General features: G+C 65.9%; 24 protein-coding genes. 7 read left to right on the top strand and 17 right to left on the bottom strand.

Annotated elements, in window-relative coordinates:
• Position 1: 1 nt before the first annotated feature.
• The 12 genes from AC0MRV_RS12305 to AC0MRV_RS12360 all read right to left on the bottom strand — a co-directional run bounded on the left by AC0MRV_RS12305 (position 2) and on the right by AC0MRV_RS12360 (position 13,760).
• Positions 2-2,437 carry a chemotaxis protein CheA gene (locus tag AC0MRV_RS12305; RefSeq protein WP_472764771.1) on the bottom strand — a complete coding sequence of 812 codons (2,436 nt, stop codon included), beginning with the start codon at positions 2,435-2,437 and terminating at the stop codon, positions 2-4.
• Positions 2,434-2,823 (bottom strand): response regulator, encoded by a 390-nt coding sequence (locus tag AC0MRV_RS12310; protein WP_472764772.1) that lies wholly within the window; start codon positions 2,821-2,823, stop codon positions 2,434-2,436. Before AC0MRV_RS12310 ends, AC0MRV_RS12305 begins: the two co-directional genes overlap by 4 nt.
• Before the next feature lie 79 nt (positions 2,824-2,902).
• Positions 2,903-4,774, bottom strand: a complete 1,872-nt coding sequence (locus tag AC0MRV_RS12315) for a hypothetical protein (protein WP_472764773.1) — start codon at positions 4,772-4,774, stop codon at positions 2,903-2,905.
• The gene (locus AC0MRV_RS12320) at positions 4,771-5,103 is read right to left on the bottom strand and encodes an STAS domain-containing protein (RefSeq protein ID WP_472764774.1); all 333 of its coding nucleotides are present in this window, start codon (positions 5,101-5,103) and stop codon (positions 4,771-4,773) included. The genes AC0MRV_RS12315 and AC0MRV_RS12320 overlap by 4 nt, the downstream gene beginning before the upstream one ends.
• Complete coding sequence (locus AC0MRV_RS12325; RefSeq protein ID WP_472764775.1) at positions 5,103-6,653, bottom strand: response regulator; 1,551 nt, start codon at positions 6,651-6,653, stop codon at positions 5,103-5,105. Before AC0MRV_RS12325 ends, AC0MRV_RS12320 begins: the two co-directional genes overlap by 1 nt.
• A gap of 148 nt (positions 6,654-6,801) precedes the next feature.
• Entirely contained in the window at positions 6,802-7,779 is a 978-nt protein-coding gene (gene hprK, locus AC0MRV_RS12330) for an HPr(Ser) kinase/phosphatase (protein ID WP_472764776.1), read from the bottom strand.
• A 295-nt stretch (positions 7,780-8,074) separates the two neighbouring features.
• Complete coding sequence (gene lptB / locus AC0MRV_RS12335) at positions 8,075-8,821, bottom strand: LPS export ABC transporter ATP-binding protein (RefSeq protein WP_472764777.1); 747 nt, start codon at positions 8,819-8,821, stop codon at positions 8,075-8,077.
• Positions 8,822-9,017: 196 nt separating this feature from the next.
• Positions 9,018-9,563, bottom strand: a complete 546-nt coding sequence (locus AC0MRV_RS12340) for an LptA/OstA family protein (RefSeq protein WP_472764778.1) — start codon at positions 9,561-9,563, stop codon at positions 9,018-9,020.
• Positions 9,560-10,003, bottom strand: a complete 444-nt coding sequence (locus AC0MRV_RS12345; RefSeq protein ID WP_472764779.1) for a hypothetical protein — start codon at positions 10,001-10,003, stop codon at positions 9,560-9,562. Before AC0MRV_RS12345 ends, AC0MRV_RS12340 begins: the two co-directional genes overlap by 4 nt.
• A gap of 11 nt (positions 10,004-10,014) precedes the next feature.
• Positions 10,015-10,524: a KdsC family phosphatase gene (locus AC0MRV_RS12350; protein ID WP_472764780.1), complete on the bottom strand. Its 510-nt coding sequence runs from the start codon at positions 10,522-10,524 to the stop codon at positions 10,015-10,017.
• A 205-nt stretch (positions 10,525-10,729) separates the two neighbouring features.
• Entirely contained in the window at positions 10,730-12,772 is a 2,043-nt protein-coding gene (locus AC0MRV_RS12355; RefSeq protein WP_472764781.1) for a thiamine pyrophosphate-dependent enzyme, read from the bottom strand.
• Between the two features lie 145 nt (positions 12,773-12,917).
• The gene (locus AC0MRV_RS12360; protein WP_472764782.1) at positions 12,918-13,760 is read right to left on the bottom strand and encodes an HDOD domain-containing protein; all 843 of its coding nucleotides are present in this window, start codon (positions 13,758-13,760) and stop codon (positions 12,918-12,920) included.
• A gap of 279 nt (positions 13,761-14,039) precedes the next feature.
• Between AC0MRV_RS12360 and AC0MRV_RS12365 the strand changes: the two genes are divergently transcribed.
• Together AC0MRV_RS12365 and AC0MRV_RS12370 are read left to right on the top strand one after the other, a co-directional pair.
• Complete coding sequence (locus AC0MRV_RS12365; RefSeq protein WP_472764784.1) at positions 14,040-15,236, top strand: FG-GAP repeat domain-containing protein; 1,197 nt, start codon at positions 14,040-14,042, stop codon at positions 15,234-15,236.
• Positions 15,237-15,238: 2 nt separating this feature from the next.
• The gene (locus tag AC0MRV_RS12370; RefSeq protein ID WP_472764785.1) at positions 15,239-16,771 is read left to right on the top strand and encodes a tetratricopeptide repeat protein; all 1,533 of its coding nucleotides are present in this window, start codon (positions 15,239-15,241) and stop codon (positions 16,769-16,771) included.
• Here AC0MRV_RS12370 and AC0MRV_RS12375 read toward each other — a convergent pair.
• From AC0MRV_RS12375 to AC0MRV_RS12395, 5 genes are read right to left on the bottom strand one after another with little or no spacing between them, the layout of a single operon-like run.
• Positions 16,754-17,221: a GNAT family N-acetyltransferase gene (locus tag AC0MRV_RS12375; RefSeq protein ID WP_472764786.1), complete on the bottom strand. Its 468-nt coding sequence runs from the start codon at positions 17,219-17,221 to the stop codon at positions 16,754-16,756. The genes AC0MRV_RS12370 and AC0MRV_RS12375 overlap by 18 nt on opposite strands.
• A 29-nt stretch (positions 17,222-17,250) precedes the next feature.
• Complete coding sequence (locus tag AC0MRV_RS12380) at positions 17,251-18,012, bottom strand: TMEM175 family protein (protein ID WP_472764787.1); 762 nt, start codon at positions 18,010-18,012, stop codon at positions 17,251-17,253.
• 7 nt (positions 18,013-18,019) lie between these two features.
• Positions 18,020-19,036: a glycoside hydrolase family 43 protein gene (locus AC0MRV_RS12385; protein ID WP_472764788.1), complete on the bottom strand. Its 1,017-nt coding sequence runs from the start codon at positions 19,034-19,036 to the stop codon at positions 18,020-18,022.
• Positions 19,037-19,084: 48 nt separating this feature from the next.
• Positions 19,085-20,410 (bottom strand): NupC/NupG family nucleoside CNT transporter, encoded by a 1,326-nt coding sequence (locus AC0MRV_RS12390; RefSeq protein ID WP_472764789.1) that lies wholly within the window; start codon positions 20,408-20,410, stop codon positions 19,085-19,087.
• Positions 20,411-20,456: 46 nt separating this feature from the next.
• On the bottom strand, positions 20,457-20,858 hold the full coding sequence (locus AC0MRV_RS12395; RefSeq protein WP_472764790.1) for a GxxExxY protein: 402 nt from the start codon (positions 20,856-20,858) through the stop codon (positions 20,457-20,459).
• A 104-nt stretch (positions 20,859-20,962) separates the two neighbouring features.
• Here AC0MRV_RS12395 and AC0MRV_RS12400 point away from each other — a divergent pair, with 104 nt between their 5' ends.
• The 5 genes from AC0MRV_RS12400 to AC0MRV_RS12420 all read left to right on the top strand — a co-directional run bounded on the left by AC0MRV_RS12400 (position 20,963) and on the right by AC0MRV_RS12420 (position 25,733).
• Entirely contained in the window at positions 20,963-21,502 is a 540-nt protein-coding gene (locus tag AC0MRV_RS12400; protein WP_472764791.1) for a gamma carbonic anhydrase family protein, read from the top strand.
• 50 nt (positions 21,503-21,552) lie between these two features.
• Positions 21,553-22,083, top strand: coding sequence for an RNA polymerase sigma factor (locus tag AC0MRV_RS12405; protein ID WP_472764792.1), 531 nt, complete (start codon positions 21,553-21,555; stop codon positions 22,081-22,083).
• Positions 22,073-22,702 carry a hypothetical protein gene (locus AC0MRV_RS12410; RefSeq protein ID WP_472764793.1) on the top strand — a complete coding sequence of 210 codons (630 nt, stop codon included), beginning with the start codon at positions 22,073-22,075 and terminating at the stop codon, positions 22,700-22,702. Before AC0MRV_RS12405 ends, AC0MRV_RS12410 begins: the two co-directional genes overlap by 11 nt.
• Before the next feature lie 71 nt (positions 22,703-22,773).
• Positions 22,774-23,862, top strand: coding sequence for an alanine dehydrogenase (gene ald / locus AC0MRV_RS12415; protein WP_472764794.1), 1,089 nt, complete (start codon positions 22,774-22,776; stop codon positions 23,860-23,862).
• 128 nt (positions 23,863-23,990) lie between these two features.
• Entirely contained in the window at positions 23,991-25,733 is a 1,743-nt protein-coding gene (locus AC0MRV_RS12420) for a tetratricopeptide repeat protein (RefSeq protein WP_472764795.1), read from the top strand.
• Positions 25,734-25,796: the final 63 nt, after the last annotated feature.

Consider the following 25,796-nt stretch of genomic DNA (forward strand, 5'->3'; position numbering starts at 1 on the left):
GTCAGGCGGCGCGGCGGCTGGTCATGCCGGTGGCGGAGAGAATGGCAGGCACGTCGATGAGGTCGGTGATCTTGCCCTGGATGATGGCGGAGCCGGCGAGGCCGTTGCCACCGGTGCCGGGTTGCAGCTCGACGTGTTCCTCGACGATGTCGCGGATCTCGCCAACGACCAGGCCGACGGTGCGGTCCTCGTGGGAGAAGACGATGACCTGCTCGGCGGCGCGTTTTTCGGCCGCGCCATTGCCGGTGCCTAGGATGCGATCGAGGCGCAGGAGCGGCATGATGCCGCCACGGTATTGCACGGACTCGCGGCCGGCGGAGCTTTCGATCTCGCTGCGGTTGAACTCTTCGAGACGGGCGGCGGCGGAGAGCGGGAGGGCGACGCGTTCGCGGCCCGGGACGGAAAACAGCAGGAGGGAGGTGGTGTCGCCGCCGTGGTGTTGCTCGGCGACCTCGGTCGCGGTCTTGAGCTCACGGTGGTTGTTGCCGAGGGCGCCGGCATGCTGGGCGAGGCCGAGCGCGTCGAGAATGAGCGCGACCTTGCCGTCCCCCATGATGGTGGCGCCGGCGAACATGGGCAGGCCCTTGAGGTGCTGGCCGAGCGGCTTGACCACGATCTCCTCAGAGTCGCAAACCTCGTCGACCACGAGGCCGAAGAGTTGCTGGTCGGAGCGGAGCACGATGATGTTGAGCGAACCGCGGTCGGTGTTTTCCGGGTCGCGGAGTTTGAGCTGCTCGTCGAGGAAAACGAGGGGCAACAAATCGCCACGCAGCCGGAAGACGGGGGATTCGTAGACGTGCTCGATGGCGGTGGCGGCGTCGTCGCCGTCGATGTGCACGAGTTCGACGAGGCTCACCTGCGGGATGGCAAATTGCTCCGAGGCGGTGCGCACGACGAGTGCGGGGACGATGGCGAGGGTGAGTGGAATCTTGATCTTGAGGGTGGTGCCCTGGCCCGCGACGGAGGTGACGTCGACCGAGCCACCGGTCTTTTCGATGTTGGTCTTCACCACATCCATGCCGACGCCGCGGCCGGAAACATTGGTCACCTGCTCGGCGGTGGAGAAACCGGGGAGGAAGATGAGGTTGACCATCTCGCGCTCGGAGAGGCGGGCGGCGTCGTCCTCGGAGATGAGGCCCTTGTCGAGGGCCTTGCGGCGGACCTTCTCCCCGTTGATGCCGGCGCCGTCGTCGATGACCTCGATGTTGACCTGACCCCCCTCGTGGAAGGCGCGCATGATCACGTGGGCCTCGGCGGACTTGCCGGCGGCTTCGCGGACGGCGGGCAGCTCAACGCCGTGGTCGACGGAGTTGCGGATGATGTGGGTGAGCGGGTCCTTGATCGCCTCGATGATGGTGCGATCGAGCTCGGTGTCGGCGCCGATGGTTTCGAGGCGAACCTTCTTGCCGAGGTCGGCGGCGATGTCGCGCACGATGCGCGGGAACTTGCCCCACACGTTGCCGATGGGCTGCATGCGGGTCTTCATGACGCCCTCCTGCAGCTCGGTGGTGACCTGGTTCAGGCGTTGGGAGACGGCGGTGATCTCCTGTTGGGAAATGGTGCGGTGCTGGCTAAGCTGAAGCAGTTGGTTGCGCGAGAGCACGAGCTCGCCGACCATGTTCATCAGCTTGTCGAGCAGGCTTACGTCAACGCGCACAGAGGCGGTGGTGGCGACAGGCGCAGTGTTCTTGGGCGCGTTGGTTTTCGCAGCAGGTTCTTTGCTCGGCGACGAACCGGGGTCCGCGACCCCGGCTACAGGGGCCTCGGGTGCATCGGTGAACAGGCCCCAGCCTTGGGCGGCTTCGGCGGTGTCCCTGGCGGAACCGGGGTCATCGACCCCGGCTACAGCGGAATCATCGGTGGCGGGCTCGTCGTCGAAGAGGCCCCAGCCCTGATTGGTGGTGTCGTCGCTGCTGGCGGCGGCGTTGACGGCATCGAGGGCGTCGGCGGGCTCGTCTTCGAAAAGGCCCCAGCCTTGGGCGGTGGTGTCGGGGGTGGGGGGAGCGGGGGCAACGACCCCGGCTACAGAGGAGTCCGCTGTATCCGGATCTTTGAGACGGGTGAGCAGGTCCTGCAGCGGGGTGTAGTCCTCGCCGGAGTCGTCGCTGCCGGTGGACTCGATGGCGCCGAGCATGGCGCGCAGGGCATCGGAAAGTTTGAGCAAACCGTCGGCGATGGCCGGGCTGCTGTCGAGGGTGCCTTCGCGCAGGAGGGAAAGCAGGTTTTCGCCGGTGTGGGACAGTTTCTCAATGTGGTGGAAACCGAGGCAACCGGCGGTGCCTTTGAGGGTGTGAACGACGCGGAAGATGTCGTTGAGCGTCTCGCCATCGGCCTCGCCTTGTTCAATGGCGAGGATGGCCTGGTCGTAGCGATCCAGTCCCTCGTAGCTCTCCGTGAGCATGTCACGGACGAACTGCTCATGGAGGTCGTTGCTCATGCCGCGTGGGCGTTGACGGCTCCGGGGAGGACGCGGGAGACGACGGAGAGAAGCTGTTCCTGCTGGAAGGGTTTGACGATCCAGCCGGTGGCGCCGGCGGCGCGGCCCTCGTTCTTTTTGGCGATCTCGGACTCGGTGGTGAGGATGAGGATGGGCACGCTGCGGCCGTTGGCGGTGGCGCGGGCCTGGCGGGTGAAGGTGATGCCGTCCATGCGCGGCATGTTCACGTCGGTGATAATGAGATCGAACGATTGGCGCTGGAGGGCGGCGAGCGCATCGACGCCGTCGGCCGCTTCGACCACTTCGAGGCCGGCACCGCGCAGGGTGAACGCGACCAGTTTTCGCATAGTGAGAGCATCGTCGACGGTGAGGACCTTACGTTTCATGGCGGGGACAGAGGTTGGTTTGATCTGCTATCGGTTGGCGGAAGGGCGCGCTTTAGCGGGAATATTACGAATGGGAGCCTCAGAAGAGTTCCACATTGTCGGCCAAGGCGGCGGGAGCCGCGGCCTGGGGAGTCTTGCCGGGTTGGGCTGGGGTGCTTGCCGCAGGTGCGGGTTCGGCGATGGCGACCGCGGCGGGAGGCGGATCGACAAAGAGTTCGGTGCTGGCGTCGTGTTCGCCGAGGTCGTGTTTGTCGCCGGTGATCTCGGCGTGGACGCGGCGCTCCGAGGCCATGGTGTAGCTCTTGACGTGATCGGCGAGAGCCTGGCGTTGGGCGGGGGTGACCGGTGCGTCGGTGCTGTGGCGGGCGAACCAATCGGCGCAGCGATCGAGGCAGGCTTCGGCGACGTCGAGCTCCTTGAGGCGCTGGGGCTTGGGGTTGGTTTTGGTGCGGACGTTTTCCATCTCTTCGCAGACGTCCTGAAGCACGGTGAGGGTGCGGTCGCGCATATGGTGGAGGCGTTCGACCACCTCGGCTCCGCGGGTGCGCAGCGCGCCGAGATGTTGGCGGCCGACCTGCTCCATCTCCTCGAGTTGGGCGAGCACGGCGTGGGTGACGTCGCGCAGTTCCACGATCTCGGCGGCGGTGCGGTCGCCGAGTTCGCCGAGTTCGGCGGAGATCTCGGCGGTGCGGGCGGCGAGGACTTCGAGGCCGGATCCGTCGCCGAGTTGGACGGAGCGCACTTGGGCGTTGAGGGCGATGAGTTGGATGTTGAGGGAGACCTCGATGACGACGGAGGAGAGGTTTTCGGTGACGTCGCGCACGGGGTTGAGGGCGCGGCGTGATTCCTCGGCGAGGCGCACGTTGTCGGAGGAAATTTCGGTGATCTCCTGAAAGGCTTCGAGGAGGAGCTGCACCATGCCGTCGACGGAGGCGGTCGAGGTGTCGAGGTTGCGCAGCATGATGGCGGCTTCGCCAAGTTCGTTGGCGTGCTTGACGATGAGGTCGATACCTTCGTCGAGGTCGTTCCGGGCCTCGCGCAGGCTGCCGGTAATCTCCGTGACCTGGCGGTGCATGAGCTGCATCCAGGCGTTGCGCGCCTGAGCCGGCGGGCCGGCGCGCATGGTCTTGAGGCCGTGGTCGATGCGCTGGGTGAGGATGTCCTCATACTGGAGCGCGGAGACCAGGCGGCTGATGACCTGATTGAGCACGGCGGTGGTTTCGCGCGCCTGGGTGTCGCGCTGGGTGCCTTGGCCGAGCTGGCCGCTGAGCGCCTCGATGGCGTGCTCGATTTCGCCTCGTTTTTGGCTGATGCGCGCGGAGTAATCGGCGTAGTCCTTCTTCACCTTTTCACGCACGTGGCTGACGGTGTCGCGGGCCTCGCGCAGGCGGGCGACGTTCTCATCGAAGGTTTCGTCAATGAGCTCGCGCAGACGGTGGATCTCGTCGGCGACGGTGAGGAAGGTGGTCTGGTGTTCCGGCTCGAGCTGGGCGGCCTCGATACGGAAAAACACGATCATGTGGCGCAAGGGGGCGAGGACTTCACCCATCGCGAGCTGGCATTTGAGCAACTCGTTGGAGTGGTGATCGCAGCGCGTGATCTGCTCCAGCATGGGGGGGAGATTCTGGAGCGATTGGTCGGCGTGAGCGAGGGGTTGGTCGAGGATCTGCAGGGAGTCCTGGAAGAGGTTGATGCCTTCCGAGTTGCCAGCCGCGAGGGAGATCAGCTCCTCGCAGCGGGACAGCAGGCTGCGGGTCTGCTGGTCGAGCTCGTCGAGGTCGTTGCCGAAGGCGGCGAAGGTGCGGTGGAGGTTGCTGCGGCCGTCCATGAGGGCGCGAGCGGCGGGTTCGACGGCGGGCCCGGTGTCGGTGCGGTGACGGCGCCAACCGCGCATGATGCGCCGCAGCCCGCGGCCGAGTTGATGGAGGGAGGCAGGAACGCGCCGCTTCATGATTCGTCGGGTCCGGTGACCTGGGCGTGAGTGTCGATGCGGGTGAAGGATAGGATGCGCCGCACGCTGGGGTGGGCGACGCGCAGGAGCACCTCGCCGTCGCGGGCCTTGGCGGCCTTGATGATCGTGACCAGGGCGTTGAGGCCGACCGAGTCGACCAGGCGGGCGGCGCGCAGGTCGATGGTGAACGTGGCGCCGCGGGCGAGCTGCGCGCAATGCGCGGTGGCTTGTTGGCGAAACTCGCCGATGTTGGTGCTCAGCAAATCGCCAGGCACCGTGATCGACGGTCCGGTTCTGTTGGGTAATCCGTAGCTGGTGGTCGAGAGCATCAGTGGGGCGCGGGTGCGATCGAGAAGTCCATGGTCATGCAGGCGCCGCGACTGAAGGCGGCGGTGCGGGAGGGAAGGTGTTTCATCATCACGAGACCGCGGTGCTCGGTGAGCAGGTCGGCGGCGGCGGTGGGCTCATGGGTGTCGAGGTCGAAGTCGTGGCCCTGGCCGCTGTCGGTGACTCGCAGGTGGAGTTGGGTGCGGTCGGCCGAGACGGAAACCTGCACGTCGGCGAGGCGGTCGGCGCGACCTTCGCAGCCGTGGGAGAGGGCGTTGATCATGGCCTCGCGGGCGCAGATGGTCACGTCGGCGAGTTTGTCGTCGGGGGTGTCGGGCAGAGCGACACGCAAAGAGCGTTCGAGCCAGGCTTGGTGGCGGTCGATCTCGTCAACGGTGTCACCGGCGAAACGACGGCTGACGAGGGGGATGGCCGGCGAGCCGCCGATGCGGGAGTAGCGCGCGAGGTCGATGCGGACGACGGCGATGTCGTCGGCCACGTTGGCGAGGTAATATTCGCGGGCGCCGTCGGTCTGTAGCAGGCGGTGGGTGAGCGCCAGTGGGTCGAGGTCGTGCTTGTCGGCGAGGTCCGGCAGACCGTCGGTCCACACGACGACATAGCCGGTGGGCATGGGCGTGTAAACGGAGGCGGGGCGCTCGGGGAACCAGCCGAGCGGACCGGTGCCGTGAGAGGAGTGCAGGGGGTAGGCGAAGCCGTCGATGTCGGAGGCGAGGGGGAAGGGGAAGCCGCAGTTGAGCGAGTGAAGCGAGAGGGAACCGCGATCGAGGACGAGGCCGCAGGCGGCGAGCGAGAGGTTGATGTCGCCGTCGGTGTTCCACTCTTCGATGAGCATCTCGTTGAAGCGGTGGAAGACCTCGTCGATGCTGGCCCCCCGGGCGGTCATGCCGCGGGCAATGCCGTGAAAGTAGTTGGACTGGAAGGCGGCGCGCAGGTCGTGGCCGGAGGCGTCGGAGACGAGGATGATGTGGCGGTGTTCGTGCTTGGGGAGCACGCTGACGAAGTCGCCCGAGGCCTCGGCGAGGGAGTGGAAGAACAGCTCGATGGAATCGTCGAGTTGGCCGAGGTGGTGCTGGAGGAGAAAACGCTGGCTGTCGCCCAGCGCGTTGGCGTTGGCGGCGGTGGTGCGCAGGCTGCGTTGTTCGCGGGTGCTTTGGGAAGCGCCGACGACGGCGTCGCGCAGGGCGGTGCCGGAGACGGGCTTGTCGAGGTAGCCGTAGCCGCCGTTACGGAGCACTTCGGTGACGATCTCCTTTTCGCCCTCGGCGGTGACGAGCATGATGGCGAGGGTGGGGTCGAGGGCGTGAATCTGTTTGAGCAGATCGAGGCCGTTGCCGCCGGGCATCCAGTAGTCGCTGATCACGCAGTCGAACCATTCGGGGCCGATGCTGCGCAAGACCTCGAGGGCTTGCGCGGCGGATTCGGCGGCGTCCACTCGATGCCCTTCGCGTTTGAGCATGGAGCTGAGCACAAAGCGCGCGTTGGCGTCGTCGTCGACGACGAGAACGTGGAGGGATTCGTGAGGGGACGGCATGCGACTACGATGGAACCCTCTCGTTATCGGCTGGTTCAGGCGCGACTTGAGCACGCGCGGGAAATCCGCCGTCCCCGGAGGGGAGGGTGTCCGTCCCCGGGGGGCGGTGCCGGGGCGGGATCGGGACGCGTGGGCGCGCCTGCCGCGATCAGCGACCGAGCCGGGTGATGGTCGCGGGTTCGGCGTCGCCGCTCATGTGGGCGATGAGGCGGTCGTTGAACTCCTTGGCGGGATCGTGGCCCATGTTCTTGAGGGCCTGCACGAGGGCGGCGACTTCGACGAGGCGGGCGATGTCACGGCCGGGGCGAACGTAGAGGTCCACCTCCGGCACCTTGAGACCGAGGATGTTGTAGTGGTTTTCCTCGAGTCCGGTGCGTTCCTCGACCACGTCGGGGGTCCACTCGTGGAGGGAGACGACGAGGTCGACGCGTTTGTCGGGCCGCACGTTTTTGATGCCGAACATCTCGGCGACGTTGATGATGCCGATGCCGCGCACCTCCATGTAGCCGCGGTTGAGGGCGGGGCCGGTGGCGATGAGTTCACGTTCATCGACGAGGCGGATGAGCGTCATGTCGTCGGCGACGAGCGAGTAGCCGCGCTCAATGAGGGCGAGGGCGCACTCGCTTTTGCCGACGCCGCTGTCACCGCGGAGCAGGACGCCGATGCCCTTCACGTCGAGCATGGTGGCGTGCTCGGTGGTGGAGGGCGCGAACTCGTTGTCGACGCAAAGCGTGGCGATGTTGACCCAGTGACGGGTGATCATCGGGGTGCGGAAGATGGGGAGTTTCATCTCGTTGCACACCGCCAGCATGGCGCTGGTCGCGTTGTAGTTGCGGGTGAGGACGAAACAGGGGACGTGGCGGCGGGCCATGGCGCGAAACACCTCTTCCTGTTTCTCGCGCGGCAGAGTGCGCAGGTAGGTCATCTCGGCGGCGCCGAGCACCTGAATGCGTTTGTTGGCGAAATACTTGAAGAAGCCGGTGAGCGCGAGGGCCGGGCGATTGATCGCGCCCTCCTTGATGAGGCGGTGCAGGCCGGTGTCGCCGGTGACGAGCTCCAGTTTCAGCTTCTCGCGATAAGTGGTGAAGAAGTGTTCGACGGTGATGCCGTTGATGGTGCGGGGCATGGCGGGGTGGGGTGGAAGGTGGGTTGAGGGCGCGCGCGGGGGCAAGCTCAGCGCGGGGGGCCGGAACCATCGAACTTTTTTTCGGAAAATCGGGGGCGTTTACCAGACGCACACACGACCTTAACAATCGGCGGGTAAGCTGGTCCGCGATGATGAACCACCAGGTGACACCGGTGCGGAATCAACGCTTCGCCGCACTCTGACTAGGGCGTCGGTGAGACGATTCGTCGCGTGGGCGGCTGGCGGCCGGGAGTCCGTCGAGCCGCCCGCGCGGCCCCTCGGGGGGGGGCCGCCCTCACATGTTGAAGTCGCGGCCGAGGTAGATCTCGCGAGCCTGCTCGTCCTGGATGAGGAAGTCGCCGGGGCCACTGGTGAGCACGCGGCCCTGATGAATGAGGTAGGCACGGTCGACGATGCGCAGGGTTTCGCGCACGTTGTGGTCGGTGATAATGACACCGATGCCGCGCTCCTTGAGCGACAGCACGATGCGCTGCACCTCGGTCACCGACTTCGGGTCGATGGCGGCGAAGGGCTCGTCGAGCAGGAGAAACTTTGGGTTGGTGACCAGCGCGCGGGCGATCTCGAGGCGACGGCGTTCGCCGCCGGAGAGGGTGTAGGCCTTTTGGTTGGCGACATGGCTGAGATGGAGTTCGTCGAGGTGACGGGCGACGAGCTCGGCGCGTTGGCTGCGCGGCACCGCCAGGGTCTCGACGATGGCGAGAAGGTTTTGCGCGACGGTGAGTTTGCGAAAGGTCGAGGGCTCCTGCGGCAGGTAACCAAGGCCGAGGCGGGCGCGCTCGTGCATCTTCAGGCGGGTGGCGTCCTTGCCGTTGATCAGCACTTGGCCGGAAGTCGCGGCGACCAGCCCGACGATCATGTAGAAGGTGGTGGTCTTGCCCGCGCCATTGGGGCCGAGCAGGCCGACCACCTCACCGGCCGCCACGTCGATGTCGACGCCGTCGACCACGGTGCGCTGCCCAAAAGTCTTCACGAGCCCCTTGGTCTCAATGCGATGCGCGGTGGGGGAGGCGGTGTCGGTCATGCGGGATCTATTTTACAAAATGAAGCGAAGGGAACGAAGGCGGAGAGGCAGGGTGTTTTTTGACACAGAGGCCACAGAGGGAGCACAGAGATCACGGGTTCGGAGGCAAGGCCCTCTGTTGCTCTCCGTTTCCTCCTGTAAAAGTAAATCCGGTGGAGCGGCTTTGTTGCCCTTCGCTGCCTTCTGTGAAGTCAATTTAGTTCGTTTCAGGCGTCGGAGGCGCGGGCGCAGGCGTGGTTGGGACGTCGGCGCCGAGGTCTCGGATGGGCGGGCCGCTGAAGCGGGGTTTTTGGATCTCCATTTCCTGCTGGCCGCGGCGCAGGGTGATGACTTCACCGCGGCCGATGATGTCGGTCGCCCGGTCGAGCACGACCGGATTCTCGCTGAGCACGACCGTGCCGTCACTGGGCAAGACTTCGGCGCGGCCGCAGGTGGCTTCGCGCTGACCTTGCACGATGCGCACGTTGCCGGTGGCGAGCAGGTATTTGAAGCCCTTCAATTCCCCCAGCGTGGCGGTCGGGTCGTAATCGCGATCGGCGATGATCTCGAGTCGATCGCAGACGATGCGCAGGTTGGTGCCGGTGAGCTGCACATTGCCCACGCACACGACGCGCGACTCGCGGTCGGTGCTGGTCATGACGAGATCGTCGGCGGTGAGTTCGGTGCGCTGCGGGGCGACGGGCTGGGCGACGAGGGTGGCCCCGCTGAGGAGGGCGAGAAGGAGAAGGACGGAGCGGATCATTTGAGCAGGTCGGCGAGAGGGGCGTTGAAGACGATGCGCGCGTTGCGGCGGATGTGCACCCGACGCTCGCGGTGTTCGTAGGACCAGTCCTCACCCGTGAGGTTGAGGTCGCTGCGTTCGAGGCGCACCGTGTCGGGTCCGCTGACAACTTCGGGTTCGGGTTCGACGATGGCGGTCGGTGCGATGAGCACGGTCTCAATCTCGCGATCGGCCTGGCCGGTGAAGACCGTGAGAATCATGTCGCCAAGTTTCACGTGGGCGGGATCACGCAGGTCGGCGCTGGCACCCTGCACCCGCACGTGCGGGTAACCCTCCTCGCTGAAGAAAGAGACGGTGTAGTCCTTCACCGGCGCCGGCGTTTGCACGCGTCCACCCGATTGCGCGATGGCGCCGACGGCGAGGGAGCTGGCGAGCAGGGCGATGGGACGGAAGCGAAGCACGGCGGGAATCCTCAGTCCTGACCGCGATGGGCGAGGATTTGTTCACACACTTCACGCACGGCGCCGTGGCCGGCGAGGCGGGTGGTCACGCAATCGGCGGCGTTGAGCGCGGCCGGCATGGCGTGCGGCACGCTGATGCCGATGCCGGCCCACTCCAGGGCGCCGGCGTCGATGTCGTCGTCGCCGATGTAGGCGCACTGCGCGGCGGTGAAACCGAGTTCGGTGGCGAGTTCGGCGAGGGCGATGTGTTTGTCGACGCGGCCTTGGATGATGTAGGGGATGCGCAATTCCTCGGCGCGGACGGTGGTGGCGCCGGATGCGCGGCCGGAGATCCAGGCCACGGCGACGTCGTCGCGCAGCAGGCGCACCATGCCGAGGCCATCGAGCACGTTGAAGGTCTTGGTTTCGACGCCGTCGGAGGAAACTTGGATGGAGCCGTCGGTCAGCACGCCATCGACGTCGGTCGCGAGCAGTTTGATGGCCGCCCAACGGGCGGCGGGAATGTCGGCGGGAGTAGGCACGGGAAATTGGTTTTACAGGAGAGAACGGAGGGCAACGGAGTCGAGCAGGAGGCGGGATCTGTTCTTACAGAAGGGAACGAAGATAACGAAGGTGCATCGTGACGCGGGCGTAAGAGCGGCTCTGTTTACCTCTGTTTCCTCCTGTAAAACAACCCCGTTGGATCTGCTTTGTTCTCTTCGTTGCCTTCTGTGAAAGAAAAGAAACTTAGCCGATCCAGTCGGCGATGGCGGTGGTGACTTTGTCGAGGGTGGGACGGAAGGCTTCCTCGAGTTCGGGGGCGAAGGGCACCGGGAGGTCGAGGGCGCCGATCCGCAGCGGCGGGGCTTCGAGGTCGAAGAAGTGTTCCTCGGTGAGTTGCGCGACGAGTTCGGCGCCGAAGCCGTGTTTACGGCGGCCTTCGTGCAGCACGATCAGGCGGTGGGTGCGGGCGAGCGAGGCCTTGATGGCGTCGAGTTTGAGCGGGTTGAGCGCGCGCAGGTCCCAGAGGTCAAAGGTGAGCTCGTATTCGTCGCGGAAATACGCGGCGGCCTTCTCGGCGAGGCCGACCATCTGGCCGTAGGTGACGACGGTGGCGAAATCGCCGGCGGCGACGTGGCGGGGGGCCCAGACCGAGCGGTAGTCGGCGTCGAAAGCGACGGCGGCCTTGGCGCCGCGGTAGAGGGCTTTGTGCTCGAAGAGCAGGACCGGATTGTCGTCCTCGTAGGCGGCGAGCAGCGCGTTGAAGGCATCCTGCGGCGTGCTGGGGTAGAGCGCCTTGAGGCCGGGCATGGCGAGCAGGAAGGAGTCGAGTTCCTGTGAGTGGAAGGAGCCGAAGGTGAGGCCGCCGCCGGTGGGCAGGCGCAGCACGAGCGGAACCTTGGCGCCGGAACGAAAGTGATAGGTCGCGGCGTTGAGGGTGATCTGGGTGGCGGCCTCGGTGCAGAAGTCGGCGAACTGAAACTCCTCGATCGGGCGGTGACCGCCCAGGGCGAGGCCGACGGCGTAGCCGGTGCAGGCGCTCTCGGCCAGCGGGGTATTAAAAACACGACTACGCCCGAAGTCGGCCAGCAGGCCGTCGGTCACCTTGAAGGCGCCGCCGTAGGTGGCGATGTCCTGGCCGAGCACGAGGGACTCGGGGCGCTCGGTGAGGATCTTGCGCAGGGCGGTGTTGAGGGCCTGGGCGAAATTGAGCGGCGCGGCCTCGGCGGGCGTGGCTTGCCAAGCGATGGGGGCGGCGGCGGGCGCAAAGACGTCGGCTTTGAGCGCGGCAAGGTCGGCGGTCGGACGCGGGACGGCGAGGCTCTCTTTGATGCAGGCCTCGACGAAGGCATCGAGTTCGGTCTCGAGGGCGGTGATGGCGTCGGCCTGGCCGGCGGCGACGAGTTGGGCGCGGAGTTTGGGCAGCGGATCGGCGGCGAAAAAGGCGTCGGATTCGCCGGGTTTGAGGTAGTCGCAGGTATCGTAGGCGGCGTGGCCACGCAGGCGCAGGGTGGAGGCCTCGACGAGCAGGGGGCGGCCGGTGTCGCGCACGGTGGCGACAGCGTCGGCAAAGGCGGTGGCGGCGGCGAGGGGATCGGTGGCGTCGATGTGACGGCCCTCGATGCCGTAGCCAGAGGCGCGTTTCCAGAGCTCGGTGCCGGGCGCGAACTGCTCCGCCGTGGGGGTCGAGTAGGCGTAGTGGTTGTTCTCGATGACGAAGAGAACGGAGAGGGAGAGCAGGGCGGCCAGGTTGAGGGACTCGTGAATGTCGCCGGTGGAGGAGCCACCGTCACCGAAGAGGGCGACGCCGATGGCGGGGCGACCGGCGCGGCGCTGGGCGTCGGTGGCGCCGAGGACGTTGGAGAGCATGGCGCCGAGATGGGAGATCATCGGCAGCGAGCGGTTGGCCGGGTCGCCGTGGTGGATGTTGCCCTCGCGGGCCTGGGTGGGGGAGGCGGCGTTGGCGAAATATTGGTTGAGGTGCTCGCAGAGGTGTCCGCTCCAGACGAGGTGGCCGCCAAAGTCGCGGTGGGTGAAGGAGATGACGTCGCTGGCTTTGTCGAGCAGGAGGGCGAGTGGCACGATGAGGCCCTCGTTGCCCTGGCCGCCGGTAACGGTGCCTTTGATGAGGCCTTGGCGAAAGAGCTCGAGGATGCGGTTGTCGGCGCGGCGGGCGAGGTGCATCCACGCGAAGACGCGCAGGTTCGCCGCCGAGGCGTCGGCACCGGAGAGTTCGTCGGCGCTGAGGTTGCGTTGTTCGAGGATCGCGGGAAGTGACGGAAGGGTCATGTCCAAGCCGCGACGTTGGACCGGCTTGCCGGAAGATTGAAGAGCGAAATGGCTCCACCGATGGGCCGGCGGTGAAACGTCACTTGTCACGTCAGCCGTGACAAGTGGCGGGAGGGTTTGGCTGGTGGCGCGGACGGGCGGGGGATCAGCCGATGGCGATTTTGAGGCGCTCGAATTTGCGGGCGGCGCGCTCGCGGGCGATGCGGTAGCGGTGGGTGTCGACCCCCGCCTTGGCGAGGGTGTTGAAACCGGGATCCCAGTAGGGGGCCTCGCCGGGGATCGCGCCGAAGCGGTCGGCGGCGGCGGTGGCGGCGAGCATGAGCAGGTGGATAACGGGGTTGTGGCGGCGGCCGGGCTCGCAGTGGTGGCGGATGGCCTGGACGGTTTCGTGAGGGAAGTTCCAGTGCAGGAGAATCTTCTCGGTGACCTCGACGTGGGTGAGGCCCCAGTTTTCGCGTTCCCAGTCGAGGACCTTGCGGTGGCCCGAATCGGGGAAGGCGGGGATGCCGTGGCCCGGGGGCGCGAGGTGTTCGAGCGCCATCATGCCGAGGGTGCGCAGCATGCCGACGGTGTAGCAGCGGCGTGGATTTTCTTCGGCGGCGTCGGCGAGTTCCTCCATCAGCACGGCGACGTAGAGGGTATTGAGGCGCAGCTGATCGGCGGCCACGGCGTGGAGCCTCATCTGCTGTTCGGCGATCTGGCGACTGGCGATGGCGCCGAGCAGACGGTGCACCTCCGCGAAACCGATCATGGAGAGGGCTTGGTCAAGGTGGCCGATCTTTTCGGCGGGGCTGTAGGCCGGGCTGTTGGCCATGCGCAGGATCTGCGCGATGAGCGCGGGGTCTTGGTTGAGCAGGCCGGCAATGTCGCCGACGTCGCAGCGGGGGCGTTCCAGCAATTGCTCCAATTGGACCAGGAGGCGCGGGGCGGAGGGGAGCTTTTCAGCAATGTGGATGATTTGTTCGTCGGAGATGGCCTCTGCTAGCATCAAGACGCGATCGGCACGGCGGCGACCAACTTAAGGCAGGGCGAACGGAACGAGGTGAAAATCTGATACTGTCGGCGCTCGCCAGAGAAGCGCTTGCGCTGCTGGAGCGGTGCGTTTGCTTGGGAGTGAATTCGCCGCGTTGAAGTCGATATGGTCAGGTCGGAAAGTTGGTTTAAACCCTGTGTGTTCGTGGTCTTGAGCTGGGCCCTGTGGTCTGGTTGCGGCCGGCCAACTGAGACCGCGGCGGGGCGGGAACAAGCTGCGCCAATTTCGGCGACCGTGCCGGTGCCACCGGTGCCGGGGGAGGGGACGGCCCGACCGGAGATGGATCCGGCGCTGCAGTTTGAGCCGCAAGCGATCGGCGAGCCTGCGGAGGGGCGCCCTTGGATCGCGCACGTGGCGATCGTCGACCTCGATGGCGACGGTGCACTCGATGTGTTGGCGTGTGACGCGGTGAGCGATTCGGTGCGGTGGTTGCGCCAGGTGGCGCCGCTGCATTTTGAGGAGCGGCAGGTGGGCGGCACGATCAAGGCGCCGGCGCATGTGGCGGCCTGCGATTACGACCGGGACGGGGATCTCGATCTGTTGGTGGCCAGCATGGGGCAGATCCTGCCCAACAACGACGCGATCGGCGCGGTGGTGGTGTTGGAAAACGACGGCACGCAGCACTTCACCACGCGGATCATTCGTGAGAACGTAGCGCGGGTGACGGACGTGCGGGGCACCGACTTCGATGGGGACGGCGACATCGATCTCGTGGTCGGTCAGTTTGGGTATGCGACCGGTGAGGCCAACCTGCTGCGGCGCATGGCGGATGGCAGCTATCGTGCGGAGCGGCTGCTGTCGCTGGCCGGCACGATCCACACGCCGGTGGCGGACTTTGACGGCGACCGCGCGCCCGACATCGCGTTGCTGCTTTCACAGGAATGGGAGGAGGTGCGCGTGTTTGACAACGTGGGCGGCAACCCGCGCGAGCGGGCGGTCTGGGGCTCGACCAACGAAGACTTTGGTTCGAGCGGTCTCGCGGTGGCCGACCTCGACCGCGACGGCGATCCGGACCTGTTGCTGACCAACGGTGACGCTTTCGATTATGCGCGCCCGGGCAGCCGCCCGTGGCATGGCCTGCAATGGCTGGAAAATGTGCGCGGCAACTTCACCTACCATCGTATTGGCGCCTTCGCCGGTGCCTTCAGTCCGGTGGCGGTTGATCTCGATGGTGACCGCGATCTGGATGTGGTGACCGCGTCGGGGTTTAATGACTGGGATGACCCGCGGGCGGTGTCGCTGATGGCATGGATCAACGACGGCGCGCAGCACTTTAGCCCGGTCGTCCTCGCGCACACGCCGACGCATCTCATCAGCGTCGCGGCGGCCGATCTCGACGGTGATGGCATACCGGAGCTGGTGACCGGCGCGCTGCACGCGTATCCGCCGTGGGGCGGTGAAAGCCGCCTGCTGTTGTGGACGAAAAAATGAGCGTGGTCAGCCCCCGGATCCTTGCCGGCGTCATGTTGAGTGGCGCCCTTCTGCTGCTCCCCGGTTGCGGTCCGGCCGCGCCATCGCCGGCGATCACGCCGGCGGCGTGGGTCGCCGAGGTTCCGCCGGCGCCGAGTGGCGGCGGTTTGCCGGCGGCTTTCTACGCGGAGGCCGAGCGGACCCGTGAGCAGGCGGTGGCTGGAACAGGCGATCCCGCGGCCCTGCGCAAATATGCCGGGCTGTTGCACGCCAGTGGATTTTTTGCGGAAGCGGCGGTGGGCTGGCGGCTGGTCGCGGCCCAGGACGCCAGCGACCCGCAGGCGCGTTACTTTTTGGCAGACGCGTATCGAAACATGGGATACGAAGAGGAGGCGCAGGCCGTCCTGCTGCAGGCGCTGGCGTTGGACCCGGGTTACGTGAAGGGCTGGTTGCGGGCGGGCGAGTTTCAGTTGAAGCGCGGTCAGGTCGCGGCGGCGCATGCGAGTTTCACGGCCGCGCTGGCGATGGTGCCGGACTCCCTGCCGGGGAGACTGGGCTTGGCCCAGGCGGAGGCGCGCGCAGGGCAGGTGGAGGCGGCGATCGAGCGGCTACGCGGGGTGTATGCGGACGCGCCGGGTTTTGGGTCGGCGGCGACGGTCCTGGCCGGATTGCTGGAGCAGCAGGGCGCGGCCGCGGAGGCCGAGCGGGTGCGGCGCCAGGCGGCGGGCGCGTCACAATCCTACGAGGCGGCGGATCCCTGGCTGAGCGCTTTGTATGCGGAAAGTTATGACGCGGATCGATTGGTGCTGTGGGGCAACTACGCGGAGCATGCGCGGCGTCCGGCCGAGGCGGCGCGGTTTTTTGAGCGGGCGATGGCGCGAGCTCCGGCCGCCTCGGCGGCATACCAGTTCATGGGGCAACTCCTGGCCGAAAACGGATCGCATGCCGAGGCGGTGGCGGTGCTGCAGGAGGGGGTGAAACTCGATGACGCTTCGGAGGGGATGTTTGTGCGCCTGATCGAGTCCCTGATGATTCTGCAGCGCCAAGCTGCGGCGCAGGCGGCGGCCGAGGCGGGGCTGGCGCGGTTTGGTGAGTCGGCGCTGGTGGAGAACGCGCGGGGGCGGGTGCTGGTTTTGCAGGGGCGTCGGGACGAGGCGATGGCGGCCTTCGATCGCGCGCTGTCGTGGTTGCCCAACTACGCCGATCCCGCGCTCAATCAGGCGCTGGTGCATCTGCAGACCGGCGATCGTGCGGCGGCGGAAGCGGCGATTGATGAAGCGTTGCGCCGCCAGCCGGCGTTCCCGCGCGCGCGGATTCTCCGTGCGCAGATTGCGATGGGTGATGGCGACCTGATGGCGGCGCTCGATCAGTTGCAGGCGGCGTATCAACAGTCGCCCGGTGTGCCGGATGTGCGCACGGCGTTGGCGCGGTGGTTTGAGACCGCGATCGAGGATCGCTTGGCCGCCGGCGATCGGGTGATGGCCGAGCGTTTGGCGCGGCAGGGAGGGGTGCTGTTGCCGGAGGTGGCGGAGGCGCTGTCAGCTCGGCTGCGTTAGCGCCAGGGTCATAAACACGCTGTTGGGGTCTTCGCGGTAGTCGGCGAAGGGGCCGCAACGCACAAAACCGTGGCGTTCGTAGAGGCGGTGAGCGGGCTCGAAGGGAGGTTGGGCACCGGTTTCCAGACTCAGGCGGTGCAGGCCGCGCGCGCGGGCGGTGGCGATGATGTGGCGGAGGATGAAGGCGGCCACGCCTTGGCGCAGGTGGTCGCGGGCGGTGCGCATCGACTTCACCTCACCGTGGGTGGCGTTGAGGGTCTTGAGCGCGCCGCAACCGAGCAGGGCGCCGTCGCGGCGGGCGCACCAGAAGGTGATTTCCGGTCGACGCAGGCCCGAGAGGTCAAGTGCGTGAATGCTTTCGGGCGGCGAGATGCGGTGCATGTCATCGAGGTGCTCCTGCAGGAGCGCGATGACATCGGAGCCGGTGAGATCGTCGACGAGGATTTGCATGGTGGGCGCGGTTGCCGAGACAGCATGAATCATGCTGAGACGGCGGACTGGCGCGGCGCCGGTCGGGCGCGCGCGGCGCGCATGCCGTGCCACCAACCGTTGAAGGCCATGGTCGGGCCACACAGCGCGTAGAGGGCGCCGGGTTGCCAGTCGAAACGCTGGGTGCTGGCGAGCAGGATCGAGCTGATGCAGATGACGATATTAATGAGGTTGGCGCGCAGGGAGCCGAGGGTGAGCACCACCTCGGACGCGGTCAGGCGCAGGCGCTCACGCATCCGGTAGGCGTGCCAGTGCAGCAGCGCGAAAAAGAGCCAAATGAGTCCCAAACCACCGCCGTAGATGATGTAAATGTTGGCCAGCTGTTCGAGCGAGTCGATGCCCACGACCCCATCGCCGATGCCGAGCAGGGCGCCGAAGGCGCTGGCGAACATGAACTTCAAGGGGTAGGCGAGAAACACCACAAAGAGGAGCACCAGGATATTGAGAAAGCGGGTGAGGGTGTCCTCCAGACCGTAGCGGCGAAAGAAGAGGTAGTGGACCGACCAGAACCACATGAGGATGGCGAAGGTCGCCGCGAAGGCCGGGAAACCGGCGAAGACGCGAAACAGGCCCTCGTAGTCGCGCGGCACTTCGAGCGCGACCACGAGCAGGGTCACGGTGAAGGCAAACACGGCGTCGGCGAGACCCTCGACCCGGGAGACGCCGGTGCCGCGCCAACGGAAGAGTTCCTCCGGTTTGGGCGCGCCGGGCAAGTGGGCCCGGAGGGGCCGACGACTGGAGCGGCGAGGCATGGGCAAGTTAGTTGAACGGTTGGATCTCTTCCTTGATCCGCAGGGTGTGACCGAGGTCCTCCATCTCGAAGAAACGGGCCCGCTCAACCTTGCGATTGGGCTGGTGGATGACCATGGCCAGGCGACCGTCGAAGGTGCGGAACAGCATCGGGTGGCCGCCGTCGTCGACCCAGATGGGTTCCTCCTGTTGCACCCACGGCCCGCGGACCTTGCCGCTCTCGGAGCGGGCGATGCCGACGGCGTAGCGTTCCGGGCCGTAGCTGGACCAGAGCATGAGGAGTTCGCCGGTCTCGGAGCGGTGGAACCAGTTGCCGTCGCTCACGTAGGCGTGGTATCGCTTTCCTTGATACAGTTCACCGATGTCACCGCGGCAACGCACCCAGGGCGCGGCGGAGGCGTGGAACAGCAGCTCGGGTTCGCCCACGGGAGCGGACAGGTCGTCGGTCAGGCGCACGAGGTCGAAGGAGCCGTCGACGATCTGCGCCCACTCATGGCAGAACACCATGTAGGGCACGCCATCCTCGACGAAGAGGCCGCCGTCGAGCGCCATCCAATCGTGCGGCGTCTGCGGACCGTCCCCGATCGGTTGAAACGGGCCCATCGGCGAATCAGCCACGAGGACCTCGGTGCCGCGTTTCACGTTTTGCGGGCGACCTTCGGGCGTGGGCAGGGTGTCTTTGCTGGTGAGCGTAACAAAGAGGTAGTAGCGGCCGTTGTAGACGTGCACCTCGGGGGCCCAGGCGGTTTCGCGTCCCCAGTGGTTCTCCGGCACCTCAAAGACGGGCACCGGGGCCTCCCAGTGGTCGAGGTCCTTGGTGCGGTAGACCATGATGGCTTTGCGCTCCACGCCGGCGTCGAAAATACCGGAGGTGGTCGTGCCGTAGATGTAATAAACGCCGGCCTCGGGGTCGGGCAGGACGAACGGATCGCGGATGCGAACGTCCGAGCGGTGCAGGGTTTCAGCGGCGGCGGTGGCGGCGAGCGTCATGAGCAGAACGCCGAGGGCAATCAAGGGGCGGGGCATGGCGGGGAGCTTTCAGCGATCGGCCGGCCGCTGAAAGCATTTTCCGGCTCAGATCAGCATGCCGGCGATCGAAGCCGGAATGAAGCAGGCGAGCGAACCGCCGAGCAGGGCGCGCCAACCGAGTTGGGCGAGATCCTGGCGGCGTTCGGGGGCGAGGGCGCCGATGCCACCGATTTGGATGCCGATGGAAACGAGATTGGAGAACCCGCAGAGCGCATAGGTGAGGATGATGCGCGTGCGTTCATCGGTCAGGTCACCGCTGGCGTAGAGCGTGTTCATCGAGAAGTAGGCGACGAACTCGTTGAGCACGGTCTTCTGGCCCAGCAGGTTGCCGGCGACCAGCAGGTGGCCGCTGTCGATGCCCATGAGCCAGGCGAGGGGCGCGCCGATGAGGCCGAGCACGAACTCCATCGAGAAGGTCTGGAATTCGCCGCCGGTCATCGAGGCAACGAGGCCGTTGAGTCCGGTCCATTCGCCAATCATGTCGCCGAGCACGTAATTGCACATGGCGACGAGGGCGGTGAAGACGATGAGCATGGCACCGACGTTGACGGCGAGTTTCACGCCATCGGTGGTGCCCGCGCAGATGGCGTCGAGGATGTTGGCGCCAAACTTGTCGCGCGGGATCTGGATGTTGGAATCCACTTCCTCTTCCTGCGGCAGCAGGATCTTGGCGATGACCAGCGCGCAGGGCGCGGAGATCACGGACTTGGTCAGCAGGTGGGTGGCAAAGGCGATCCGGGCCGCCGGGTCATCGCCGCCGAGCAGGGCGATGTAGACTGCCATGACACCGCCCGCGATCGTGGCCATGCCACCAATCATGATGGCCATGAGCTCGGACCGCGTCATGCGGTCGAGGTAGGGTTTGATGAGCAGGGGGGCCTCGGTCTGGCCAACGAAGATGTTGGCCGAGGCCGACATGCTCTCGGCCCCGCCGAGCTTCATGGTCTTCGACATGAGCCAGGCGAAGACGTAGACGACCCGCTGCAGCACGCCCAGGTAGTAGAGCATGGCGGTGAGCGCGGCGAAGAAGATGATGGTGGGCAGGATCGTGATGGCGAACACCGGACCACCTTGGGTGAAGGTCAGCCCCTCGACGTTGCCCCCGGCGATGTTGGTCATCCACCCGAAGACCAGGCTCGTGCCGGCGTTGGTGAAGTCGATGACCTTCACGAAGAAGGCGCTGGCGATTTCGAAAAGCGAGCGCACGAAACCGACCTTCAGCACGATCACCGCGACGACGACCTGCAGCAGCATGCCGGTGCCCACGAGTTTCCAATCAATGGCGCGACGGTTGGTGCTGAAGGCATACGCAATGCCGGTAAACGCAGCCATACCAAGCAAGCCGCGCAGAATAGGAACCAAGGTGTCCATAAGGTGGATGGGTTTTACAGGAGGAAAGGGAGGGAAACAGAGGCGACTAGCGATTGGCCCCCGGCAGGATGAGGCGGGATACGCCGAGCGTTAGCTTGGTGACGTTGAAATTGATCAACAGCCCGATGGGAACGTCCAAAAGTTTCATGTAGGTCAGGAGTTGTGCCTTGTGGATGGGAAGGACGTGTTCGACGGACTTGGCCTCGATGAGCAGGGCATCGGCCAACAACACGTCAAATCGCAACGGTTCCTCTTTGATGAATCCCTTGTATTCCACTTGGACCAGTTTCTGGTTGGTCGCAGGAAGGTCGCGAAGTTCGAGTTCCTTGAGCAGGCACCATTCGTAGATGCTTTCGTTCAACCCGGGGCCCTTGTTCCGGTGCACTTCGATGGCAGCAGCGATCGCGACTTCCGTAAGCGAACTGGCTTTTTCGAATAAGGGGTGCAAGACGGCGAGCTCTGTTTGCCTCTGTTCCCTCCTGTAAAAGAAAGGATTTGGAGTCGGCGGTGAGCTTGCGGTTTGGGCGGGGGGGGGCGAGAACCATTCTTGGTATGACCGTTGAAGAACGTTTGCAGCTACACCTCGCCAAGACGCCCGATGTCGCCGCCGCCAATTGGGTGGCGCCCAATGCCTCCGTGATGGGTGACGTGGTCCTCGGGCCGCGCTCCAGCGTGTTTTACGGCGCGGTGCTGCGCGGTGACATCGCGCGCATTCGGGTGGGCGAGGGCAGTAACATTCAGGACAACGCCATCGTGCATCTGGCCGACGATCTCGATGCCATCATCGGCGACTGGGTGACGGTCGGCCACGCCGCCATCATTCACGCCTGCACGATCGAGGACGAATGCCTCATCGGTATGAATGCGACCATCCTCGACGGCGCGGTCATCGGCGCGCGTAGCCTCGTCGCGGCCGGTGCGGTGGTGACGCCACGCACCGTCATTCCCCCCGGTTCGATGGTGGTGGGCACGCCGGGCAAGGTTCTGCGGACCCTTTCGGAAGCTGAGCAGGCGGGCCTCAAGGGCTGGGCGGAGAAATACCTCGCGGTGTCCGCCGCCCACGCGCGGCTCGAACGCGGCGAAAAAATCTAGCGTTTGGCTGTAAGGCATTGCGGCCGGGCGGCCACTCATGGGGTGAACCGATGCATTCCACCGATCCCCAAGAACAACGCTTTGCCGCCTGGCTCGAGGAGCATGGCGCGATTCTGCACCAGCTGAGTCGCGCCTACGCCCCCGAGCCCGTCGACGAAGACGAGCTGCGCCAGGAAATGATGGTGCAACTGTGGCGCTCGGTGCCGCGGTTTCGCGAGCAGGCCAAAGTCTCCACGTGGATTTACCGCGTGTGCCTTAACACCGCGCTCACCTGGCGCCGCACCACCCGTCGCCGTGAGGCCCGGGTGGTGGCCCAGCCCGAGCCAGTCGAGGCGGCGGCCAGCGATGACCGCAGTCCCGATTCGTCGCATGCGCGTCGCGATCTGATGGCGGCGCTCATGCGGGCGGTGCGGCAACTGCCGTCGACCGACCGCTCGCTCGTCGTGCTCGCGCTCGACGACCTGAGCTACCGCGAAATCGCCGACGTCACCGGCATGAGTGAAAACCACGTGGGCGTGGCCCTGACGCGCGCCCGCAAAAAACTGAGCAAATTAATGGAGGAGATTAGTCATGAACTTTGAAGAACTGCAGAACGCGTGGCAGGCCGATGCCGCCGCGTCCCGCCCCATCGTGGATGCCCGTCTGCTTGCCGCCGTGCGGCAAGGCAGTCGCAGCTTTTCGCGGCAAATCTTTTGGCGCGACGTGCGCGAGATTGGCGCGAGTTTTCTCGTCGCCGCGGTGTTTGGTAAAGTGGCGCTCGATGCCCAAGCCGAGGGCGCGACGGCCTGGCCGGCCTGGACGGCGGCGATCCTGCCGTTGGGCGTGGCCGCCTACTTTCTGCTCGATCGCTTCTTTATGCACCGCCGCGCCACGCCGCAGGGCGAGACCGTGGCGGCTGAGATCGAGCGCGCCGCCGCCGCCGTGCGGCACCAGATCTGGCTGCTGCGCAATGTGCTGTGGTGGTATATCCTGCCGCTCGCGCTGTGCTCGTTCATGCTCGGGCTGCAGATCATCCTTTATGGCCCGGAGAATTTTCCGAACTGGGCGCGCTGGATCATCGGCGCCTTGGTGCTGTTGCCAACCGGTCTCTTCGACTGGTGGGTGTGGAAGCTTAACCAGAACGCCGTGCGCAACGATCTCGAGCCGCGGCTGGCCGAGTTGGAGCAGCAGCGCGATGCCTTGCAGTCGGTCGGTGCCTAAGGGAGGCGCGAATGTGATGACCGTTGGCGCGGCGGGCTTGAGTCCGCCGTGCCGAGGAGCATGCTGCGCGCATGAAAATTGGCGTTCCGAAGGAAATCAAAATCGGTGAAACGCGGGTCGCGATGACCCCCAATCTTTGCCGCCGGGTCATCGGCCTGGGCGCGGAGGTTTACGTGGAGAAGGGGGCCGGCGGGCGCGCCGGTTTCACCGACGAGCATTACCGCAAGGCCGGGGCCCGTGTGGTCACCACCGCGGCCAAGGTTTGGCACACGGTCGACCTCATCGTGAAGGTGAAGGAACCGCTGGCGGCCGAGTTCAAATACTTCCGCCCGGACCTCACGTTGTTCACCTACCTGCACCTCGCGGCCTGTCCCGATCTGGCGGCGGCCTTGGTGAAGAAAAAGGTCCTCGGCATCGCCTACGAATCGGTCGAGGCGCCGAGCGGATTCCTGCCGTTGCTCAAGCCGATGTCGCACATCGCGGGCCGGCTTTCGATTCAGACCGGCGCCTATTTGCTGCAGTCGCAGAATGGCGGCTCGGGTGTATTGCTGGGAGGGATACCCGGCACCATGCCGGGCCGCGTGGCGGTGATCGGCGCGGGCAACTCCGGCGCGCACGCCGTGCGCATGGCGATGGGCATGGGCGCACGGACCGCCGTGCTTGATTTGGACCTGCGCAAGCTGGAAACGCTCGATGAGGAATACCGCGGCGGACTCGTGACCCTCGTGGCCAATCCGGCCAACATCGAGCTGGCGGTGGCGGATTGCGATTTGTTGATCGGCGCCGTGCTGGTGCCCAATGCCAAGGCGCCGACGGTCGTGACCAAGGAGATGGTCAAAAAGATGCGCCCGGGCAGTGTGATCGTGGACATCGCGATCGACCAGGGCGGTTGCATTGAGACGATCCGCCCGACCTCGCACACCGAGCCGACTTACCAGAAGCATGGGGTGGTCCACTATGCGGTGCCCAACATGCCGGCGCTGGTTGGGCGCACCTCGACGGTGGCGCTCACGCAGGCGACGGAGCCCTATCTCGTGCAAATGGTGGCGGAAGGCATCGAGGCGGCGCTGGCCAACCACCCGGGTTTGGCGAAGGGCGTGAACACCCGGGGCGGCGAGATCGTGAATGATGCGGTCGCGCAAGCGCTGGGCTATGCGTGATTTGCAGTGAGATTCCGGCGGGGCGGGCCCGGGGGCTCGTCTTGCCGGTCGGGAAAATTCGCCTTCGAACCGGTTCTTGCGCGAACCGGGATTGCACATGGCGAGCCGTCGGATTCACTCAGCGTCCCATGAAGACGGTGACTCGACGGCTCGGTCTTACGGTGGCAGCGCTTGGCCTGATGGCGGCGGAGGGAAGGGCGGCCCCGCGATGGTATCAGGCCGAGACCCCGCACTTTGAGGTCTACTCGTCGGCCAACAAAGCCGAGACGCGCGCGATCATCTCGGACCTCGAACTGTTTCACCAAACGATCACGGCGATGTTCTCGATCCAGCAGCAGTCGGATCGCAAAACGCGCATCGTGATCTTCGGCCGGGAGCGCGACCTCGAGCCCTACAAGCCGGACGGCTCGGCGCCACCCGATGATTCCCTGGCCTACGACGTGTCGCGACGGCGCTTCATTCCGGTGGGTGCCCAAATGATGGATACGCCGGAGATCCCGCGGTTCGATCGCATCAACGCGCTGCCGTTGCGCGTGCAGCAAGCCAAGCGATTTGAAGCCATGCGCGCCGGCTTGACCGGCAACGACGGCAAGATGGTCGCGGCGGCGCCCGATGCCGTCGATGAACAACACGCCTACTCCGTCACCCATCCGGATGAGACGCTCATTGTGATGTCGGGCGAGGACGATTGGGAGAACAGCAAGGCGACGCTTTACGGCCGGCACATGGTCACGCTGTTGCAGAATGCCGGCGTGGAGGGGCCGCGGTGGTTTTTGGAGGGCATGGCGGAGTTGATGGCCACCTTCGACATTCGGCGGGAGACCTGCGTGGTCGGGCGCACGAGCGGCGAGCTGTTGGGGTTCATCCGGCAGATCAGCTACCTGATGCCGTGGCAGGACTTTTTTGCGGTGGCAGCGGACTCGCGCGAATACCAGTCGGTGAGCAGTCGCGATCTTTTCAGCGGGCAGGCCTGGCTGTTGATGCACTACTGCTACTTCAGCGAGGAACGCTCGGCCGAGTGGCGTGCCGGGTTGCTGCGTTGGATGGAAGATGTGCAGCGGGGCGAAGGGGACATGGTGGAGCTCCTGCAACGGCACCTCGGGGTGACGCCGGAGCAGCTTACCGCCGAGCTGTTGGCCTACGCGCAGGGGGACAATTTCCCGGGGCTCATGACGGAGCGGCCGGATTCGTGGGCTGGCGAAAAGGTGAAGCTCGACCGGGTGGCCAAGGATGAGACGGAGAACGTGTTGCTCGATGTGCGGGTGCGGGTGACCCGCGATCCCGAGGCGGTGCAGGAACTGCAGGCGCGGGCGGAGCGGGATCCAAGTGATGTCGACGCGCTGCGCTTGCTCGGCGTCGATGCGATGCTCCGCGGCGACGAGGCGGCGCAAACCGCCTATTGGAACCAGGCCAAAGCGGCGGGTTCGACCGAAGCGGCGGTGGTGCGGCAGGGTGCGATCGCGGGATTGCGGGCCCGGTTGGAGCACGTGGATCCGGCGGACCTCATTCCGGACGAGCAAGTGATCGTCTGGCGGGCGGAGCTGGAGGAGGCGCTGCGGCTGGATCCGAGCGACGAGATTTCCCTGCAATGGCTGGCGTGGCTGGAGGCGCTGGCGGAGACCCCGTCGGTGCCCAACATGAATCGGGTGCAGCGTGCGGTGATGGCGGGCCTGGCGCAGCCGGACTTTGCGCTCATGGCGGTGGCGATCATGCGCGCTCGGATTGGCGATCTGGATACGGCGCGGGAGATCACGACCCGCTTTGCGGACTGGGACCGGTGGGAATGGCGCCAGGTGGTCGACCGGGTGAGCGCGGTGCTCAAAGACGACAACGAGGCCGCTGCCAAACCTGCCACCCGCACCGAAGGCTGAGCGGCGCGGCGCGGCGGGGCGCCGATGCGTTTCGTGGGATTGCCAAGGCTCAGCCGCGCGCCT

This window comes from Actomonas spartinae, assembly GCF_051209155.1.
In the GTDB taxonomy this organism is placed as follows: domain Bacteria; phylum Verrucomicrobiota; class Verrucomicrobiia; order Opitutales; family Opitutaceae; genus Actomonas.